At 41.4% G+C, this 19,650-nt stretch carries 13 protein-coding genes and 2 tRNA genes; 10 read left to right on the top strand and 5 right to left on the bottom strand.

The genetic code is table 11. From position 1 onward, the window contains the following. Positions 1-5: 5 nt before the first annotated feature. The 3 genes from BACINT_RS17260 (at position 6) to BACINT_RS17250 (ending at position 4,935) form a co-directional block, all read left to right on the top strand. A complete protein-coding gene (locus BACINT_RS17260; protein ID WP_007665369.1) occupies positions 6-2,084 on the top strand; it encodes a beta-N-acetylhexosaminidase in 2,079 nt (692 codons plus the stop codon). Positions 2,085-2,111: 27 nt separating this feature from the next. Next, positions 2,112-4,691: a glycoside hydrolase family 3 C-terminal domain-containing protein gene (locus BACINT_RS17255; RefSeq protein WP_007665368.1), complete on the top strand. Its 2,580-nt coding sequence runs from the start codon at positions 2,112-2,114 to the stop codon at positions 4,689-4,691. A gap of 156 nt (positions 4,692-4,847) precedes the next feature. Further along, positions 4,848-4,935 (top strand) — tRNA-Ser (locus BACINT_RS17250). A gap of 20 nt (positions 4,936-4,955) precedes the next feature. Here BACINT_RS17250 and BACINT_RS17245 read toward each other — a convergent pair. After that, entirely contained in the window at positions 4,956-5,972 is a 1,017-nt protein-coding gene (locus tag BACINT_RS17245; protein ID WP_021967430.1) for a LacI family DNA-binding transcriptional regulator, read from the bottom strand. A gap of 177 nt (positions 5,973-6,149) precedes the next feature. On the opposite strand from BACINT_RS17245, the gene BACINT_RS17240 reads away from it, so the two are divergent. From BACINT_RS17240 to BACINT_RS17225, 4 genes are read left to right on the top strand one after another with little or no spacing between them, the layout of a single operon-like run. Next, positions 6,150-7,082: an aldo/keto reductase gene (locus tag BACINT_RS17240; RefSeq protein ID WP_007665362.1), complete on the top strand. Its 933-nt coding sequence runs from the start codon at positions 6,150-6,152 to the stop codon at positions 7,080-7,082. Positions 7,083-7,099: 17 nt separating this feature from the next. Beyond that, a complete protein-coding gene (locus tag BACINT_RS17235; protein WP_007665359.1) occupies positions 7,100-8,023 on the top strand; it encodes an amidohydrolase family protein in 924 nt (307 codons plus the stop codon). Between the two features lie 15 nt (positions 8,024-8,038). Next, positions 8,039-9,298 (top strand): L-fucose:H+ symporter permease, encoded by a 1,260-nt coding sequence (gene fucP / locus BACINT_RS17230; protein WP_007665357.1) that lies wholly within the window; start codon positions 8,039-8,041, stop codon positions 9,296-9,298. 23 nt (positions 9,299-9,321) lie between these two features. Beyond that, positions 9,322-10,338 (top strand): zinc-binding alcohol dehydrogenase family protein, encoded by a 1,017-nt coding sequence (locus BACINT_RS17225; RefSeq protein ID WP_007665355.1) that lies wholly within the window; start codon positions 9,322-9,324, stop codon positions 10,336-10,338. Between the two features lie 94 nt (positions 10,339-10,432). Here BACINT_RS17225 and BACINT_RS17220 read toward each other — a convergent pair whose 3' ends face one another. Next, positions 10,433-11,131, bottom strand: a complete 699-nt coding sequence (locus BACINT_RS17220) for a NigD1/NigD2 family lipoprotein (protein WP_044155340.1) — start codon at positions 11,129-11,131, stop codon at positions 10,433-10,435. 176 nt (positions 11,132-11,307) lie between these two features. Here BACINT_RS17220 and BACINT_RS17215 point away from each other — a divergent pair, with 176 nt between their 5' ends. Beyond that, on the top strand, positions 11,308-11,856 hold the full coding sequence (locus tag BACINT_RS17215) for an RNA polymerase sigma factor (RefSeq protein WP_007665348.1): 549 nt from the start codon (positions 11,308-11,310) through the stop codon (positions 11,854-11,856). Between the two features lie 12 nt (positions 11,857-11,868). Next, positions 11,869-13,152: a porin family protein gene (locus BACINT_RS17210; RefSeq protein ID WP_007665345.1), complete on the top strand. Its 1,284-nt coding sequence runs from the start codon at positions 11,869-11,871 to the stop codon at positions 13,150-13,152. Positions 13,153-13,278: 126 nt separating this feature from the next. Here the strand turns inward: BACINT_RS17210 and pflA are convergent, their stop codons facing one another. Together pflA and pflB are read right to left on the bottom strand one after the other, a co-directional pair. Then, positions 13,279-14,004 carry a pyruvate formate-lyase-activating protein gene (pflA, locus tag BACINT_RS17205; RefSeq protein ID WP_044155091.1) on the bottom strand — a complete coding sequence of 242 codons (726 nt, stop codon included), beginning with the start codon at positions 14,002-14,004 and terminating at the stop codon, positions 13,279-13,281. Between the two features lies 1 nt (position 14,005). Continuing rightward, positions 14,006-16,234, bottom strand: coding sequence for a formate C-acetyltransferase (pflB, locus tag BACINT_RS17200; RefSeq protein WP_044155339.1), 2,229 nt, complete (start codon positions 16,232-16,234; stop codon positions 14,006-14,008). Between the two features lie 589 nt (positions 16,235-16,823). Between pflB and BACINT_RS17195 the strand changes: the two genes are divergently transcribed. Then, a tRNA-Ser gene (locus BACINT_RS17195) sits at positions 16,824-16,908 on the top strand. A 122-nt stretch (positions 16,909-17,030) separates the two neighbouring features. On the opposite strand, the gene BACINT_RS17190 is transcribed toward BACINT_RS17195, so the two are convergent. Beyond that, the gene (locus BACINT_RS17190; RefSeq protein ID WP_007665337.1) at positions 17,031-19,646 is read right to left on the bottom strand and encodes a UvrD-helicase domain-containing protein; all 2,616 of its coding nucleotides are present in this window, start codon (positions 19,644-19,646) and stop codon (positions 17,031-17,033) included. Between the last annotated feature and the right edge of the window lie 4 nt (positions 19,647-19,650).

Here is a 19,650-nt window from a genome sequence, read left to right as displayed (position 1 = left end):
ATTTTATGAGAATATTCCTCTTTATTTTTACTTTGTTGTTTGCTGAACATTTGTTTTCGAAGAATACTATAGAGATATTTCAGAAAGAGCAGAAAGAAGCATTTCAGATTATTCCCAAACCCCAAGACGTAAAATTGAAAGGTGGGAAAGGGTTGGATTATAGAGAACTAACTTATATAAAGACTGAAAATGGAGCATCTGTTCCGGTTGTGGGGACTTTATTGAATGGTTTGCCATATGCAGCTAAAGAGGGGACTCCTCTTATCCTAAGGATTTCGCTGGAAAATGTCCCAGATTCTGAGGAAGGATATTTGTTGGAAGTCTTTGCAAATAAGGTTGTTATATCTGCTAAAACAATGAAGGGGCTTTTTTATGGTTGCCAGACACTTGAACAACTAATGGAAGATAGTAGGGATTTTCGTATACCTATTCCAGAGATGACGATAACGGATTATCCGGCTATATCCTATCGTGCTGTTCATTTTGATGTCAAACATCATTTAGACCGAACGGAATATTATTATCGTGCCATTGATCGCTTGGCACGATATAAAATAAATGCTGTTATTTGGGAACTTGAGGATAAACTGAGGTATACTCGTCGACCTGAGGTGGCTGCTGGGAATGCTATCAGTAAACAAGAAATGCAGGCTATCTGCCGTTATGCTCAAGAAAGGAATGTAGAAATATCCCCTTTGGTACAAGGATTAGGACATGCAGGCTTCATCTTGAAACATCATTGGGAATTACGTGAGAATCCGTCCAGTGATTGGGAGTTTTGTCCTACTAATCCCAAAACTTATGAATTCCAATTTGATCTTTATCGTGATGCGCTAGAGGCTATGCCTTATGGACGTTTTCTACATGTCGGTGGTGACGAAACAATGGCTATCGGAATTGATGAGCGTTGTAAAGCAACTGATAAAAGTGCTTTTGAACTTCAAATGGGATGGTTGCGTAAGGTCTGTGATTTTGCTAAGAGTAATGGGCGTATTCCTATCTTTTGGGATGATATGCCTTTGAAATATGGTGGTCTGTGGGATATGGCTCATGGGGATAATGATACGGATGATCTCCACTGGGATACTCAGAAATTGGATAGTGTGATAGACCTGTTTCCTAAAGATTGCGTTTATATGCGTTGGAATTATCGTGATGCTACCAGGCCAGGACATCAACGTATATTAAAGTGGTATCATGATAAGGGGCTTCGTGTGATGGCTGCAACGGCTGCTTCTTCGGGTAACTCACCTGTATTGCCTCGTGAAGATACCAAAGCTGGCTATATTAAGGGATTTAGTCGTTTGGTAGCACAGAATCAATTAGAAGGAATTTTGGCTACAAGTTGGGATGATGGCTCTCCACATTTGGAAACTGTATGGCGTGGTTATATTGCACAAGGAGAGTTTGGCTGGAATCCAGAAGGACGTACAGTAGAAGAGTTTAAAAAGGCACATGCACAACGTGAATTTGGTTTTCGCTCTACCGATCGGCGTATGCAGTTTCTAGATGAACTGGAAGAAGCTCTTTATTTTTATGATGGGGCACTAGCCGTGGCTGGATGTCGTAACCCTGCATCGGGTGTTCCTCATACACTGATTAGTCTAATTGAACTTCCTGACAGTGGTAAACCTGGGGAGTGGAGTCGTATGTATAAGGAAAAGATTGATAAAGCATTTCAGGAGGCTAAAAGGTTTATAAGGATAGATAGAGGGGTGAAGTCTGCAAAAATATATGCTTTGCGTGGTCGTTATACACTGGATGTCTATGAACAAATCAATTATCTGCAGAATTATTCTACACGTCTGTTGCTAGCATTGCATAGATATGATACCGCCGATAGTGAAACAGACAGAAAAGCTGCCTTACAAAGAGTTTGTGATGAGTGTACTTACTTTAGAGTGATGCGCAAATGCTTGGAGGAAGTGTATTCCAAAACACGTTTTATGCAGAATCCTGATGGATATGTTTTAGATATGAACGGACATAATCATTTAGCAGCCAAAACAAACAATAGCGACTGGATGTATTATTATGAGATCCCGATGGTGGCTAAAGTGGAGAAATGGTTAAAAAAACAATAAACATCTATCTTTAATAAGAATATTTATATGCAAAGAAAACAATTGATTTTTAATATCATTGTTATGGTTTTCCTACTTGGCAGAGTAAGTTTGGTACCTCTGCAGGCGCAACCTTATAAAAATGCGAAACTTTCTCCTGAACTTAGGGCAGTCGATTTACTGCAAAGAATGAATTTGGAAGAAAAGGTAGCTCAGATACGTCATATTCATTCTGGACATATATTTGACGGACAAATGCTGAATGAGGAAAAGTTGAAAGATTTTGTTCAGGACAAGTGTTGGGGATTTGTTGAAGGTTTTCCTCTTACGGGTGAAAGCTGCCATCAGCATTTACACCGGATTCAGGAATATATGTTGAAGCATACTCGGCTCGGTATACCGATTTTCACGATAGGAGAGTCTTTACATGGCTCTGTCCATGAGGGTTCTGTGATTTATCCTCAGAATATAGCTCTGGCAGCCACCTTTAATCCTTCATTAGCTTATCAGAAGTCAGCTGGAATATCTGCTGAGTTACATTATCAAGGCATACGGCAAGTACTGGGGCCTTGCATTGATGTGGTTCGGGATATGCGTTGGGGCAGAGTGGAAGAGAGTTACGGAGAAGACCCGTTTTTGAATGCAATTTTAGCTTGTGAAGAGGTAAGGGGATATTTGGATAATGGAATTTCGCCCATGTTGAAACATTATGGTCCGCATGGCAATCCGACGGGAGGTTTGAATTTGGCTTCTGTTCATTGTGGTATAGGCGAGTTACATGATGTTTATTTGTATCCGTTCAAGCGAGTTATAACGACTTTACCGATACAAGCTGTTATGTCTACTTATAATTCTTGGAATAGAATTCCTAATTCAGCTTCTTATTATTTGCTGACGGAAGTTTTGCGTCGCCGTTGGGGATTTGGGGGGTATGTATATTCCGATTGGGGAGCTATTGATATGTTACATACTTTTCATCATACTGCATCAACTTTATCAGAAGCTGCCGTGCAAGCACTTACTGCAGGACTAGATGTGGAGGCATCCAGTGAATGCTATCCTTATCTGGTTCCTTTGATAGAACAAGGAAAAGTAGATGAGGCATTAGTCGATACGGCTGTATATAGAGTATTACTTGCAAAATTTCGGATTGGCCTTTTTGAGAATCCTTATGGAAAAGTGGTACAGGCGGACCAGTTACATGTTTCTGAAAACAGGCAATTGGCACGTCGTATTGCAGATGAATCGGTTGTGCTGTTGAAAAATGACGGGGATTTACTGCCACTTGTTCCTTCTAAGTTGAAGTCGATAGCAGTTATAGGGCCTAATGCGGACCAGGTACAGTTTGGAGATTATACATGGAGCCGTGACAATAAAGACGGGGTTACCCCTCTTGCAGGGATACGTTCATTGCTTGCAGGTACTGGTGTACAAGTTCGTTATGCCAAAGGGTGTAGCATTATGTCATTAGATACCACTAATATTGCTGCTGCAGTAGCTGCTGCACGAGCTAGCGATGTGGCAGTGTTGTTTTGTGGCAGTGCTAGTGCCTCGTTGGCTAGGAACTACAGGGAAGTGAATTGTGGTGAAGGTTTTGACTTGACCGATTTATCTCTTTCAGGAGCTCAGGAGAAATTGATTCGGGATGTTCATGCTACTGGTAAGCCTTTGATCTTGGTAATGGTTACCGGTAAGCCTTTTTCCATTCCTTGGGAAAAGAAACATGTACCAACTATTCTTGTCCAGTGGTATGCCGGAGAACAAGGAGGGAATGCTGTGGCAGATATTCTTTTTGGAAAAACAGTCCCATCAGGTCGTCTTCCCGTTTCTTTTCCTCAAAGTGCGGGTCATCTTCCAGCTCATTACAATTATCTTCCTACTGATCATGGTTACTACCGTCAACCGGGAAGTTATGAAGTGCCGGGAAGAGATTACGTTTTTTCTTCTCCAGAACCATTATGGGCTTTTGGACATGGATTGAGCTATACGGTTTTTGATTATGAGGATATGAAGATTGAGCAACGCGAAGATTCGATAATGTTGTCTGTATGTATAAGAAATATCGGCGAGAGAGCGGGACAGGTGGTTCCGCAACTTTATGTACGCGATCTTTATAGTTCTGTAGTAACTCCTGTAAAACAGTTGAAAGCTTTTGCCAAGGTTTTTCTAAAACCTAAGGAAACAATAGAGGTTTCTTTGAATGTTGCGATTCAAGATTTGGCTTTTACTAATAATCAAGGAAAAATGGTTCTAGAGTCTGGAGATTTTGAATTACAAGTGGGAGATTCTTCGGATAAAATATTCTTGAGAGATACAGTTCAGATTGGATTTCAGGATACAACTTACCAGGTCAAAGAAACGGTTTTGGATACAATGAACAGTTGCGGAGAAGCAGTTATTACTGTTAAAGGCATTGTTCGCGATACACAAGCAACTCCGATACAAGGAGTAAATATTTTCTCAACACTACAAAAGAAAATACTTGTTGTTACGGATAAAGATGGAAAATATGAAATAAAAGTTCAAAGTAATGATATACTCATTTTTCACAAAAAGAATTATTTGGAGGAGAAGATTTTTGTTAATGGTAAGCCGTCTATACAAATAACTATAAGAAACGGTATTTAATGGAAGGCTGATATGTAAAGTTTTGAAATAGATATTGCGAAAAACTCGTGGGATGTGCGACTAAAATGATCAGGTAACACAACTGTAATCTTGAAATAAAGTTGGTTTGGAATTTTGTTATTCCGAAAACTTCCTCTATCTTCGCGCTCCGAATAAGGAGAGGTGCTCGAGTGGTTGAAGAGGCACGCCTGGAAAGCGTGTATACCCCTAAAGGGTATCCGGGGTTCGAATCCCCGTCTCTCCGCAGGTTGAGAAGCCATTTTCTCATTTCTTTCTACTACTTTCCCTGATTTGCAAATTTGTCGGAATAATCACTTGTCTGACTGTTTTATCCCCTTTGATTTGATCTATAAGTAATTGACAAGCCGTTTCTCCCATTTTATAAGTCTGATGTGATACAGCTGATAATTTCGGTTCTACATAATTGGCATGTTGTTCATCTGTATATCCGATGATGGCTATATCTTCGGGGATACGAAGTCTATGTTCTTTAATAACCTCTATGGCGGCAAAAGCTAATGTATCATTCATGGCAAGGATGGCATCAGGTGGTTGCGGGAGAGATAATAAAGTTTCCGTAGCTATTTTGCCTTCCTCATAATCTATCTTCCGGCAGATTACCAGTTCTTTTTCGATAGGAATGTGATTGTCGCGCAGAGCTTCCAGATAGCCATGCTTTCGTTTGGTTACGATATCCAAATGATTGGCTCCTCCGATAAAAGCTACCCGCTTGCTGCCGGTATCCAATAAATGTTGGGTAGCCATTTGTGCGGATTGTACACCATCTGCTACTACCGACGAAAACTGGTCGGTCAGGCAAACACGGTCGAACAAGATAAGTGGCATATTAATGTCCTTTAAGGCGGCAAGATGTGAATAGTCTCTTGTTTCCTGAGATAGGCAGGCGATAATGCCTTCTACTCGCATATTTACCAGATTTTCGATATTCCTTTTCTCGTATTCGTATGCTTCATGTGAAGTGGTAATAATAACGAAATATCCGTTAGCTACTGCCATGTTTTCTATTCCGTTCAGGATGGATGCGAAGAAATGGGTAACGATATCCGGCACAACGACTCCGATGATACGCGGAGTGTTTTTTCGCAGACTCATGGCAAAAGGATTGGGACGGTAATTCATCTCTTTTGCCAGTTTTTTGACTTTAGTACGAAGTTCACTGCTGATTTCCGGACTGTCTTTTAGTGCCCTGGATACAGTGGGAATGGATACGCCCAATGCTTTGGCGAGATCTTTGAGTGAAGTATGTTTCTGGTATTCCATTTTAAAGTCTGCTATTAGATTCACTTACAAAGAAAGCATATTCCCTGATAAAAGATGGTATGAAAGGATATTTTTTTTACGTAAACCATTACGTGTTGTTTTTGTACCTTGCATGCTGTCCTGAAGTTATTCTTGCCCTATTTTTGCCCTATCTAAAAACTTTTAAATTTAATTGATATGCAATACCATGAAATCGGAAAGACAGGGATGAAAGTGTCATCTCTCAGTTTTGGAGCTTCTTCTTTGGGAGGAGTTTTCCATGATATTAAAGAGAAAGAAGGAATTGAGTCTGTATTTACTGCCATCGAAGCAGGCATGAATTTTATAGATGTTTCTCCCTATTATGGGCACTATAAAGCTGAAACTGTTTTAGGGAAAGCTTTGAAAGATGTTCCGCGTGACCGATACTATCTCTCTACTAAAGTGGGACGTTATGGAAAAGATGGGGTCAATACCTGGGATTATTCTGCAAAACGCGCAGTAGAGAGTGTGTATGAGAGTATAGAGCGTCTGAATATTGACTTTATCGATTTGATAAATGTACATGATATTGAGTTTGCCGATCTGAATCAGATTGTAAATGAAACATTACCGGCCTTAGTCGGCTTGCGCGAGAAAGGTATTGTTGGGCATGTGGGGATCACCGACTTACAACTCGAAAATCTGAAATGGGTGATTGATCATTCGCCGAGTGGTACGGTAGAATCGATCCTTAATTTCTGCCATTATTGTTTGTGCGATGATAAACTGATTGATTTTCTCGATTATTTTGAGTCGAAAGGAATAGGAGTGATCAACGCTTCTCCGCTTTCAATGGGATTATTGAGCGAGCGTGGCGTTCCTGAATGGCATCCGGCTCCTGAATCACTGGTGGAGGCTTGTCGTAAAGCAATGGAACACTGTAAGGCAAAGAACTATCCTATAGAAAAACTGGCTATGCAATTTTCTGTAAGTAATCCACGAATTGCGACCACTTTGTTCAGTACGGCTAATCCGCTGAATGTAAAGAAGAACGTATCCTTTATAGAAGAACCGATTGACTGGGAATTGGTACGTGAAGTACGGGAGATTATTGGAGAACAGCAACGTGTAAGTTGGGCTAACTCTTAAAAAAAATAGCTGTCTATATGGACTATACAATAATTGATGCGCATGCTCATTTATGGTTACGGCAAGATACAGTGGTAGATGACCTACCCATTTGTACGCTGGATAACGGACGTTCGTTGTTTATGGGAGAAATCCGTCAGATGGTTCCTCCCTTTATGGTGGACGGGGTGAACAGTGCAGAAGTTTTCCTGTCGAACATGGACTATGCGCAAGTATCTGCTGCCGTCATTACGCAAGAATTTATAGACGGTATTCAGAATGAATATCTGGCAGAGGTTGTTTCCCGTTATCCCGGTCGTTTCTTTGTTTGCGGAATGTGTGAGTTCCGTAAGCCCGGGTTTCTGGCACAGGCCAAAGAACTGATAGCAACAGGTTTTAAAGCTATTAAGATCCCGGCTCAACGTCTGTTGCTTAGAGAAGGGCGGGTGATGCTGAATAGTGAAGAAATGATGCAGATGTTCCATTATATGGAAGAACGGGATGTGATGCTTTCTATTGACTTGGCGGACGGAGCAACGCAAATTCCCGAGATGCAGGAGGTCATTCAGGAATGTCCCCGGCTGAGAATTGCTATCGGGCATTTCGGAATGGTGACGCGTCCGGATTGGAAAGAACAGATACGGTTAGCCCTTCATCCCAATGTGATGATTGAATCCGGAGGAATCACCTGGCTTTTCAATGATGAATTCTATCCCTTTAGGGGAGCAGTAAAAGCTATACGGGAAGCTGCCGGACTGGTCGGGATGGAGAAACTGATGTGGGGATCGGATTACCCGCGTACCATTACCGCAATCACTTACAAGATGTCATATGATTTTATAGTGAAATCACCCGATTTGCAGGAAGATGAGAAAAGGCTATTCCTCGGAGAGAATGCCCGGAAATTCTATGGATTTACTGATCTTCCCATATTGCCATATATCAAAAACATGTCTGAATAAGAAGATAATAATACCATGAAAAAAAATACTTATACGATACCTTTGACCCTGGTCTTCTGCCTTTTTTTCCTTTGGGCAATTAGCAGTAATCTGCTCCCTACAATGATACGGCAGTTGATGAAAACTTGTGAACTAAACACCTTTGAGGCGTCATTTACAGAAACTGCCTATTGGCTTGCTTATTTCATTTTTCCGATCCCGATAGCTATGTTCATGAAGCGTTATAGCTACAAAGCGGGCATTATTTTCGGTTTATTGTTGGCGGCATTGGGAGGTTTGCTCTTTTTTCCGGCTGCCATGCTGAAAGCCTATTGGGCCTACCTCTGCATATTCTTTATCATTGCTACCGGTATGTGTTTTCTGGAGACTGCTGCCAATCCGTATGTTACCGTTTTGGGTGCGCCCGAAACAGCACCGCGACGGCTAAACCTGGCGCAATCTTTCAACGGACTCGGAGCCTTTATTTCTGCTATGTTTCTGAGTAAACTGATTCTGAGCGGCACGCATTATACACGTGATACATTGCCTGTAGATTATCCGGGTGGCTGGCAGGCTTATATACAGGTAGAGACGGATGCCATGAAGTTTCCTTATCTGATGCTGGCTTTATTGCTGATTATCATAGCTGTGGTATTCGTATTTTCTAAATTGCCACAGATAGGAGATGAAAGTAAAACTCCTTCTTCAGGTTCAAAGAAAGAAAAGCTGATTGATTTTGGTGTGCTGAAACATTCACACTTGCGTTGGGGGGTAATTGCGCAGTTCTTTTATAATGGCGGACAGACGGCGATTAATAGTTTGTTTCTTGTCTATTGCTGTTCTTATGCAGGACTTCTGGAAGAAACCGCAACAACTTTCTTCGGACTTTATATGCTTGCTTTCCTTGTAGGACGCTGGATTGGTACAGGATTGATGGTGAAGTTCCGTCCACAGGATATGTTATTGGTTTATTCCTTAATGAATATTCTTTTGTGCGGAGTGGTAATGGTTTGGGGAGGTATGGTAGGATTATATGCTATGCTGGCTATCTCTTTCTTCATGTCTATTATGTATCCCACACAGTTCTCTCTGGCTTTGAAGGGATTGGGCGACCAGACAAAAAGTGGTTCGGCTTTTCTCGTGATGGCTATTGTCGGCAATGCATGTCTCCCTCAACTGACGGCTTATTTCATGCATGCCAATGAGCATATCTATTATGCAGCTTACTGTGTGCCGATGATTTGCTTTATTTTCTGTGCCTACTATGGCTGGAAAGGTTATAAAGTTATTGATTAAACAATTAATTTCAAATATATAAAATGAAAGCAGTTCAAATAGTCAATCCCTCTGAAATGAAGGTGGTTGAACTTGAAAAACCGGTGGTTGGTGCCGGTGAGGTGTTGGTGAGAATTAAATATGTAGGTTTTTGTGGTTCTGATTTGAACACCTTCCTGGGACGTAATCCGATGGTGAAATTACCTGTAGTGCCGGGACATGAAGTGGGCGCGATAATTGAAGAAATAGGTCCGGATGTTCCGGCTGGTTTCGAGAAAGGAATGAATGTGACTCTGAATCCATATACTAATTGTGGTAAGTGTGCTTCGTGCCGTAATGGTCGTGTCAATGCCTGCGAACATAATGAAACATTGGGAGTGCAGCGAAATGGTGTGATGTGTGAGTATGCTGTATTGCCTTGGACTAAAATAATTCCGGCAGGTGACATCTCTCCTCGTGATTGTGCTCTGATTGAGCCGATGAGTGTGGGATTTCATGCTGTCTCACGCGGTCAGGTGATTGATAATGAATATGTGATGGTCATCGGGTGTGGTATGATTGGTATAGGTGCTATTGTACGTGCTGCGCTTAGAGGTGCCGTTGTTATTGCTGTGGATCTGGATGATGAGAAGTTGGAGTTGGCTCGGAGAATGGGAGCCTCTTATACAGTAAATTCTAAGACAGAAAATATACATAGCCGGATACAAGAAATTACGGAAGGCTTTGGGGCTGATGTTGTGATTGAAGCAGTCGGTAGTCCTGTGACTTATGTAATGGCTGTCGATGAAGTAGCTTTCTCAGGCCGTGTAGTCTGCATTGGCTATGCAAAAAGTGAAGTCGCTTTTCAGACCAAGTATTTTGTTCAGAAAGAATTGGATATACGAGGCTCCAGAAATGCGTTGCCGGCCGATTTCCGCGCGGTAATTAACTATATGAAGGCAGGTACTTGTCCGGTAGAAGAATTAATAACGAAAGTTGCAGTACCCGAAAATGCATTGGAAGCAATGACGGAGTGGGTAGCTAATCCGGGAAAGGTATTCCGTATCCTGGTACAGCTATAAATGTAAAAGAGGGTACATTCCTAAAGTGGATGTACCCTCTTCGTCTTCAATAGGTCATAGTTTAGGTTGATATCTTTTCGTTTAACTTGATCTGTTATTTTTTCAAGTCCACCGTATAAGTTTGTTTTCCATCGTAAATCGTATTCACGATAATTTTTAATCCTTTCTTTCCCACCAGTTGATTGGCTATCTCTTTCAATCTGAATGATACAACTCCCCAACCCAGTGTGCGTGGCTCATCATCATAAGCATTGTGGCGGAACTCCAATGTGAGATAATCATCTTCCGAGGCAGATGCTTGCTCTGTTTGATTGATGACCAGATTCAACATGTGTTTTTTACTGCTATTATTGTTGTGGAAGAATTGATGTTCTATGTTTAGATAATTTCCTGTAATCCACAACTCGACGACATTAATATGATCATTACCAATACTGTCGGCAGTCTCCTCAGTCAGCGGAATGATATCCTTTGTCAGAATGTCTTCTATCTGAATCAGTTTTACGTTATACTTATATCCCGGAATACTTTCTTCCAATGGAAGAAAATGAATGAAGACGCGTTGGTCGTCATTTACAGTATAATTATGTATATATGTTGTATCGCTGGGATACATCTTTTCACCGTCATCTAGATTAAAATAGTATTCCTTATCTTCAATAACCTTTATGGTACCGATTGTAAAAAGAGTACCATTAGAAGTGTCATCAGCATCACTCAGACAAGACTGTAACATCGATACTGCTAAAAACGTAAGCAGAAGTATTACCGAATAAAATCTCAGCTTTTTCATCAATTGCATGTTTTTGGAGTTAATCTTATTTTTCCCATGTATTTTAAAAATGCGTGATGAGGGGAAATACTGCACGTCTGACTGTTAAAGAAACAAAAGAATTAATTTCTTGTTCGCTACGTGCAGTATTTCTATCTTTGCTGCATTTATAAGGTAAACGCGTGTCAAAGGAAAGAATGGAAGAACAGGAACTGGCAGGACGATGCAGGCAAGGGGATAACCTTGCCAGGAAAGAACTGTACGAGCGCTATGCTGGGCGAATGCTCAGCGTGTGCCTCCGTTATGCGGGCGACCGTGAAACGGCAGAAGACCTGATGCACGACGGTTTCCTGAAACTTTTCGATTCTTTTGATAAATTCACTTGGCGGGGTGATGGTTCCTTGCGGGCGTGGATGGAGCGTGTTATGGTGAATACGGCGCTGCAATACTTGCGCAAGAATGATGTAATAAACCAGTCGGAAGGATTGGATAACGTACCCGAAACGTACGAAGAACCTGATGCTTCGACAGTGGATACTATTCCTCAGAAGGTGCTGATGCAGTTTATCAGTGAATTGCCTGTTGGTTATCGCACCGTATTCAACTTGTATATATTTGAAGATAAATCTCATAGGGAAATTGCCCAGATGCTGGGAATTAATGAGAAATCATCAGCTTCGCAGCTGACGCGTGCCAAAGCTACTTTGGCTACTAAAGTGCGGGAGTGGATGAAAAACAATGCTTAAAGGAAAGGACGTATGATGAAAGATGATGAATTGTGGTTGAAAAAGATAAAGGAACGGTTGGATGATTACTCCGAGCCGCTACCTGATGCCGGCTGGGAGCGATTGGAGAAGGCGTTGCCGACTTCTGCACCCATGTCTGTTGTCGGGACAAAGAAAAAGATTCTGTTCCGCCGTTGGGCGATGACGGCTGCGGCGGTTGCGCTGGTGGCTGTGTCGTCCGTCAGTCTTTGGTTGCTGCAAAGTCCGGTAGTGGACGATGTGCGTCGTGCGGCCGAACCGGCTTTAGCAGCTATACCTGATGCGCTGCCTGCACCTGCAGAGCCGGATGTGCAGGGAGAAGAACCGGAGTTTGTTATCAGAAGGGTGATTGAGCAGGAAAGCTCTCGTCAAGCTCTTGTGGCACAACATTTGGAAACAGAAAAGAATATATCGGAAATGGGTGCACAGATACAGGAAAAGGACACTGAAGTGCTCACAGAAAAGGCGAATGGAGACGATGTCGTTCCATCAAACTCTTCTTCAACTTCTAAAGGAAAGGAGCGCGAGGTATACCGTCCTTCCAGCAGAGACAAACTGCATTTGCCGACCGAAAAGAAATCTTCTACGAAAAATAAAGGTTGGGCGATTGGTATGTCTGTTGGAAATACAGGAGCACTTGCCATGAATACAATGGGAAATGATATGCAGGCCGATCCTAGCTCCGGTCCGATGTTTAGTGATAAGTTAGACTTGCCGGATGTATCTAACGGTATTCTGAATATTCCTGACGGCCAGGAACTTGTTTTTGAAGGTGGTGTGCCTTATTTGCGGAAAAATTTGCGTCAGGTTAAGGATATCAAGCATAAGCAACCGCTCAGTTTCGGTGTATCGGTGCGGAAAGCATTGCCGAAAAACTTCTCGGTGGAAACCGGTGTGACTTATACGATGCTGTCATCTGAGATAACTTACGAAAACAGTTCGGAAAAGACAGATCAGAAACTGCACTATATCGGTATTCCGGTGCGTGCGAACTGGAGTTTCGTTAATGATAAACGTTTCACGGTGTATGTATCTGCCGGTGGTGCAATAGAGAAGTGTGTTTATGGTAAGGTAGGAAGTGAAAAGGAAACAGTGAAGCCTGTGCAACTTTCGGTAATGGGTGCGGTAGGTGCCCAATATAATATTAGTAACAGAGTGGGCATATATGTAGAGCCAGGTGTTTCCTATTTCTTTGACGATGGCTCTCCGATAGAGACTATACGAAAGGAAAATCCGACGAACTTTACGTTGCAGGCAGGTATCCGTCTGACTTACTAATCAGTATGAATAAAGAGTGGTAGGGTGATAGAGTAATAGAGTGATAAAGTAATAGGGTGATAATGCTCTGTGACATACAGCGCAGCTACTATATCACTCTATCACCTTATCACTCTTTTATTTCTCTTAGTTTACCATCACCGTTTCGAAGTATTCCTTAAATAGCTTTTCTGCACGTTCTAGTTGTTCGGGAGTGTTTTCTTTTACCTCTTTCAATTGGTAATCCCATTCCATAGCTTCGTACTTGTGCACGCCCAGACGATGATAAGGAAGAATTTCTACCCGCTGTATACTTTTATATTGGCCGAGATGTTCGCCTAAACTGCGAATGTCTTCCTCAAAATCACTATATCCCGGTACTAATACATAGCGTAGCCAGAAAGGCCGGTTCTGTTCCTCCAGCCAAGCTGCCGTATGCAAAGTTTTTGTATTGCTGCATCCGGTTAGTTTCTTATGGCGTTCGGGATTGAATTCTTTGAGGTCCAGCAGCACTAAATCCGTCAGGCTCAATAGTTCTTCTACTTTTTCATTCCAGATGCCACCATTGGTATCCAGGCAGATGTGAATGCCGTTTGCTTTCAAATCTTTGAACAAAGGTATAAGCGCTTCGGCCTGTAATGTAGGCTCACCACCCGAGAATGTGATGCCACCCTTTTTTCCGAAAAATGCTTTCTGGCTGATAGCCATTTGCAGAATTTCTTCCGGTGGGGTAGGTGTCCCCCCCTTTGCATCTATCGTATCCGGGTTGGCACAATACAAACAGCGGAACGGACAGCCTTGTAGGAAAACGACGAGCCGGAGACCCGGCCCGTCGAATGTTCCCATACTTTCGTAGGAGTGTACGTTTATCATATTACATTCTTTCGTGGAAACTACGACTAATAACCTCTAACTGATGCTCGCGGCTCAGCTTCACGAAGTTCACAGCATAGCCGGAAACACGAATTGTGAGTTGCGGATACTTCTCCGGATGCTCCATGGCATCTTCCAGCATTTCACGGTTCAGCACGTTTACGTTCAGGTGGTGTGCACCTTTAGTAAAGTAACCGTCCATCATTGTTACCAGGTTTTCAACACGGTCTTCTGGTGTCGGACCGAGAGATTTCGGAACAATAGAGAATGTATTACTAATACCGTCCTGTGAGTCGCGATAACGCAACTTGGCAACGGAACTCAGTGATGCGATGGCACCGTTCTTATCGCGTCCGTGCATCGGGTTGGCACCCGGGGCGAAAGCTACACCCTTGGCACGTCCGTCAGGAGTAGCACCTGTTTTCTTACCGTACATTACATTAGAAGTAATCGTCAGCAATGAAAGGGTAGGACGAGCATTCTTGTAAACGGGCAATTTTTTCAGTTCTTCGCTGAAATAATATACCAAGTCTACACCGAGGTGGTCCACGCGGTCGTCATTGTTTCCGAAACATGGGAATGTGCCTTCAATATCGAAACCTTCCGTCAAGCCGATATCGTTGCGACGGGCCGTAACCTTTGCATGTTTGATGGCTGACAGTGAGTCGATGGCAATGGAAAGACCTGCTACACCATAAGCCAGATTGATTCGTGGATTCGTATCGATAAATGCCATCTGAGCCTTTTCGTAATAATATTTATCGTGCATGAAGTGGATGATGTTCATTGCTTCATTGTAGACACGGGCAATTTCGGTCAGCACTTTCTTGTAGTTCGACATAACTTCCTCGAACTTCAATGTTTCGCCAGTCAATACAGGAATGCCTTTTACCATGACGGTACCGGTGTTTTCGCAACGTCCACCGTTGATGGCAAGCAACAAGGCTTTTGCTAGGTTGGCACGGGCTCCGAAGAACTGTATCTGCTTGCCGATAGCCTGATAGGATACACAACATGCGATACCATAGTCGTCGCAGTTACGTACTTCGCGCATCAGGTTATCATTTTCGTATTGGATGGAGCTGGTATCTACGGATACTTGTGCACAGAATTCCTTGAAGCCTTCAGGGAGTTCAGGTCCCCAAAGTATAGTCAGGTTCGGTTCGGGAGAAGGACCGAGGTTATACAGTGTTTGCAGGAAGCGGAAGGAAGTCTTCGTTACCTTCACACGTCCGTCGTTGAAACGTCCGCCAATGGCTTCTGTTACCCAAGTCGGGTCTCCAGCAAAGATATCGTTGTATGACTGCATACGCAGATGGCGCACCATACGGAGTTTGATAACGAACTGGTCGATCAGCTCCTGGGCAAATGTTTCATTGATTTTACCGTGTGCCAGATCATATTCAATAAAGATGTCGAGGAACGAAGAAACGTTACCCAGAGACATGGCTGCACCGTCTTGTTCTTTTACAGCGGCCAGATAAGCCATGTACACCCATTGTACGGCTTCCTGTGCGGAAGTAGCCGGACGACTGAGATCGAGTCCGTAATATTCGCCCATTATCTTAATATCTTTCAAAGCCTTGATCTGCTCGGCCACTTCTTCACGCAGGCGAATACGGTCATCAGTCATCGGACCGGTCAGATTGTGTAAATCTTCCATTTTGGCTTCGATGAGGCGATCGATGCCGTAAAGGGCCAGACGACGGTAATCACCGATGATACGTCCGCGGGCATAGTTATCGGGAAGTCCGGTGAGGAAACCCAATGAACGGAATGAGCGGATCTCTTCAGTATATACGTCGAATACACCGTCATTGTGTGTCTTGCGATAATGGGTAAAGATATCCTTTACTTTATCATCTATTTCTACACCGTTTTCGCGGCAAGCTTTAGCTACTACATTGATGCCACCAAACGGTTTGATAGCGCGTTTCAATAGCTCATCTGTCTGCAAACCAACGATAAGTTCATTCTCCTTATCTATATAGCCGGCCTGATGTGAAGTAATAGTTGATACAGTGTGAGGGTCGAGAGAACGTACTCCGTTGTTAGCTCTTTCTTCTTCGAGTGCTTTGAGGCAAAGCTCCCAAATATGTTTGGTACGTTCGGTAGGTCCTTGCAGGAAAGAAGCGTCTCCAGTATAAGGCGCGATGTTTTTACTCACGAAATCACTGACATTGATTTCTTTGCTCCAAAGCCCGTCGATAAAGGTTTTGTTCAATTCCATAATATTCATTTTGTTAGTGGGTAATGGTTGTTATCCTAATAAGGACTGCAAAATTACTATCTTTTTTCCACATAGCATTGCATGAATAGTCAGTTTTTATGTTGTACGACATAAAATAACTATTGTTAGGTATGGGAGTTACCAGTTAAGGTTGTTTTTTTGTGCTTATTATCTGCACTCTTTTACTCATTTATTGGTAAATGGCAGGTTAATAGCGGAACTAATATCATTTGCTGATTGAAAATGGAAATGTTTACAAAAATAAATGGGTTGCTATAAAACTTTGTACTGATTATCATATACTTATAAGAAGATGATTTTCTGTAGACAAGAAGTTAAGAGTTTGTTGACAGGAAATTAACTTCTTGTCAGCAGGAAGTTGATTTCTTGTTGACAGCATGTTTTATGCTTTTCTGTTATTTTACAATATATATATGGAGCATTTCAAGTATAGACTCTCCGTAAAATAAATTACGTTTATAAAATATCGTAGAAATAATATTTTTGTGCCGAAATATTTGTGATATCAAAAAAGAATAGTAATTTTGCATCGCTTTAAGAGAAAAGCACTTCTTAAAAGAGGAGTTTTGGAGAGGTGGCAGAGTGGTCGATTGCGGCGGTCTTGAAAACCGTTGTACTGCGAGGTACCCGGGGTTCGAATCCCTGTCTCTCCGCAATAAACGCTGAAAATCAGCAAATTGCAAAACAGGCACCCAATTTTACACCCAAGAATGTAAAATTGGGTGTTTTATATTATATTAACGAGGTGCATTATTCTTATTTTAGAGATTGTGTATTATTGATTAAGTTTATTCAATCGCATAACAATTGAAGTTTGGCTTCTACCCATTTTAGTGGCAATATACCTCACGCTCTTACCCTCGCTATATAGTTTCAACAGAAATTGGTCTGCACCTCTTGTCCATCTTTTATTGGCGTTGGGGTACTTTAGATAATTTTCTTCGGAAACCTTTTCAGGATGCAAAAACTCATCTACAAATACAGATGGAAAACGCTTGTCATAAAGTACGAGTGTTTTCACCTTTGCTCTTGTTATTGCCACATAAAACAATCTACGTTCTTCTCCATAGGGGTATTGGTCACTTTTAGTGAGCACATAATTAAGCACAGGGTCGTCACTCACAAGAGAAGGGAAGCCATAGGTATCCTTATTGCATTGTAAGAGTATAACATAATCAGCTTCAAGACCTTTTGACTTATGTACAGTCAAAAACTCGATTTTTCGTTCTCCTATCACATAAAAGAACTTATTGCCCTCTTTAATGGATTGGTACATAAAAGAGAGGTAATAATCATCAAAAGAATAACGTCCCAATAAAAATATTGATTTATCTGATGGAATAGAAGCCACAAGCTGCCCTATCGTATTGCAATAATCTCGTCTATCGTAAGAATAGAACTCCAACTCTGTCTTCATTTCAGAATTGAATGAGTGTATATCCTTTTGTATTTGAGATTTATTACGCTGTATGAAGTGAGAAGACAACGAAACCAAAGGCTCTCCAAATCTGTATGTGGTTTCAATCTTATTTATCTCTGTTGCTCCAAAGTATTTAGGAAATTGATTAAAAAGAGCCATGTCACTTCCCGAAAAACGATATATGGACTGCCAGTCATCGCCCACACAATACAATTTTGCTGGCGGATTTCCCACTCGCAATACTTTTAAGAAATTGTAACGGTCAACCGATATGTCCTGAAACTCATCCACAATGATATAATCATACTCAACAGGGTGTGAAGTACGGCATATCTCTGTGGCTTGAAGAATCGCATCGGTAAAATCAATTTGGTTACTATCGCTTAATGCGCTTATATAGCGTTCATATACAGGTTGAAATATGTTCTTGATAATAAAAACACTCCGCTCATCATCTACATTCTTTGCTTGTTTAAGAATCTCTTTAACTGATTTACAACTTGATTTTACCAATGTTACAAAAGTAACAACAAGTCGTATAAACGCCTTTTCCTGCTTACTACCTTTGGGCAAAACCAAATCATATAACTCTTCATCCGTTTTCTCTTGAATTGGTACACCTGCATCATCTAATAGTTTACGGAGTTTACCCCTAATATCAGAATAATGGAAATCAGCACTTGATGTTACTAAAAGTTGAGTACCAAATTTCTCGTGAACAGCTTTCTTCCAAGTTATACCATCATTATATTTTTGATTTGCTTCTTCGTATGTAATACCCTTGTCTTTTGCAAACCAAGATGGCACAAGACCGTGTTCATCAACTCCGAAATGTTCAAGATAGATGCGCTTGATTATTCCTCCCTGCTTAAAATATATTGAGAAATCTGGTCGATACTGCGAGTGCATTTCATCTGCTAATTGATGCTCGTATGGCTCTTCATATCTGAATTTTACTCCAAGTGATGATAAAACAAAGCATATCTTTTGCTCCTGTTCACTTCTCACATATATGGTTCGACCGTCCATATCGGGAAATATCGCTTTTAACTGAACATTTTTTTGTTCCGACAACTTTTCTCGCCTTTCATTCTTGCGTTGCTCCCAATCTGCTTCATTGGTTTGATAATCAATAAAGTATTCTACTACACTATTCTTAAAAGCCTTATTCCCTAATAAAGTGTGATAAATATCTACAAATAAAGAATCAGTATTATCACAAATAGATGGCTTTGTGCCTGTTGCTCTTCCAATAATATCAATGGCTAATTTATGAAAAGTATAACCCTTCAAACCATCAGTAGCCATTCTTTCCGTAAGTTCAGCTGCTGCTTTGTTCGTGTAACTAATTAGTAAGATTCTATGAGGTGCAATACCTTTTATTTCTGTTAGATATTTGACTTTTCCAATAATAGAAGAGGTCTTTCCACTACCTGCACTACTAACAACCAAGCAATTATCTTCTTCTGAAACGATTGAACGTCTTTGTTGCTTGTCTAATGGGTATTTTAGGCAATGGTCGAAGAAATCTTTATGCGTGTCAAGCAGAAATGTAATAACGCCCTCATTATGTTGTTTTACAAGTTTATTGATAGCTCCAAAATCATCAACGAATTTGGAAATAGTTTCAGATGGAGTGATATTAAAGGCTTCAAGTTTCTTCAATAGAGAATACGCTTCTTGAAAATGTGGTCTGTAATAATTGATAAAATCTTTTTCCTGCGTTGCAGAAATTATCTTGCCATAAAAACCGTTATTAAGGTCAGTAGGAATATCAATAAATATTCCGTTATTCAATGCGGACAATCTCTCTTTTGCTTGCTCATAATTCGATTGTTCGCTGTATGAAGACAACCCTTTTATCTGTTCTGATAATTCGTTAGACTTTGCTTTAAGGCGTTTTCGGATGGTTGCTATGATAATAATAGAGGCAGCAACGACACAGGCAATTATGGCAAGCAAAAGGTTCATATAT

This window comes from Bacteroides intestinalis DSM 17393 (genome assembly GCF_000172175.1).
GTDB classification, from domain to species: Bacteria; Bacteroidota; Bacteroidia; order Bacteroidales; family Bacteroidaceae; genus Bacteroides; species Bacteroides intestinalis.
This window is presented reverse-complemented; position numbering and strand designations above follow the sequence as displayed.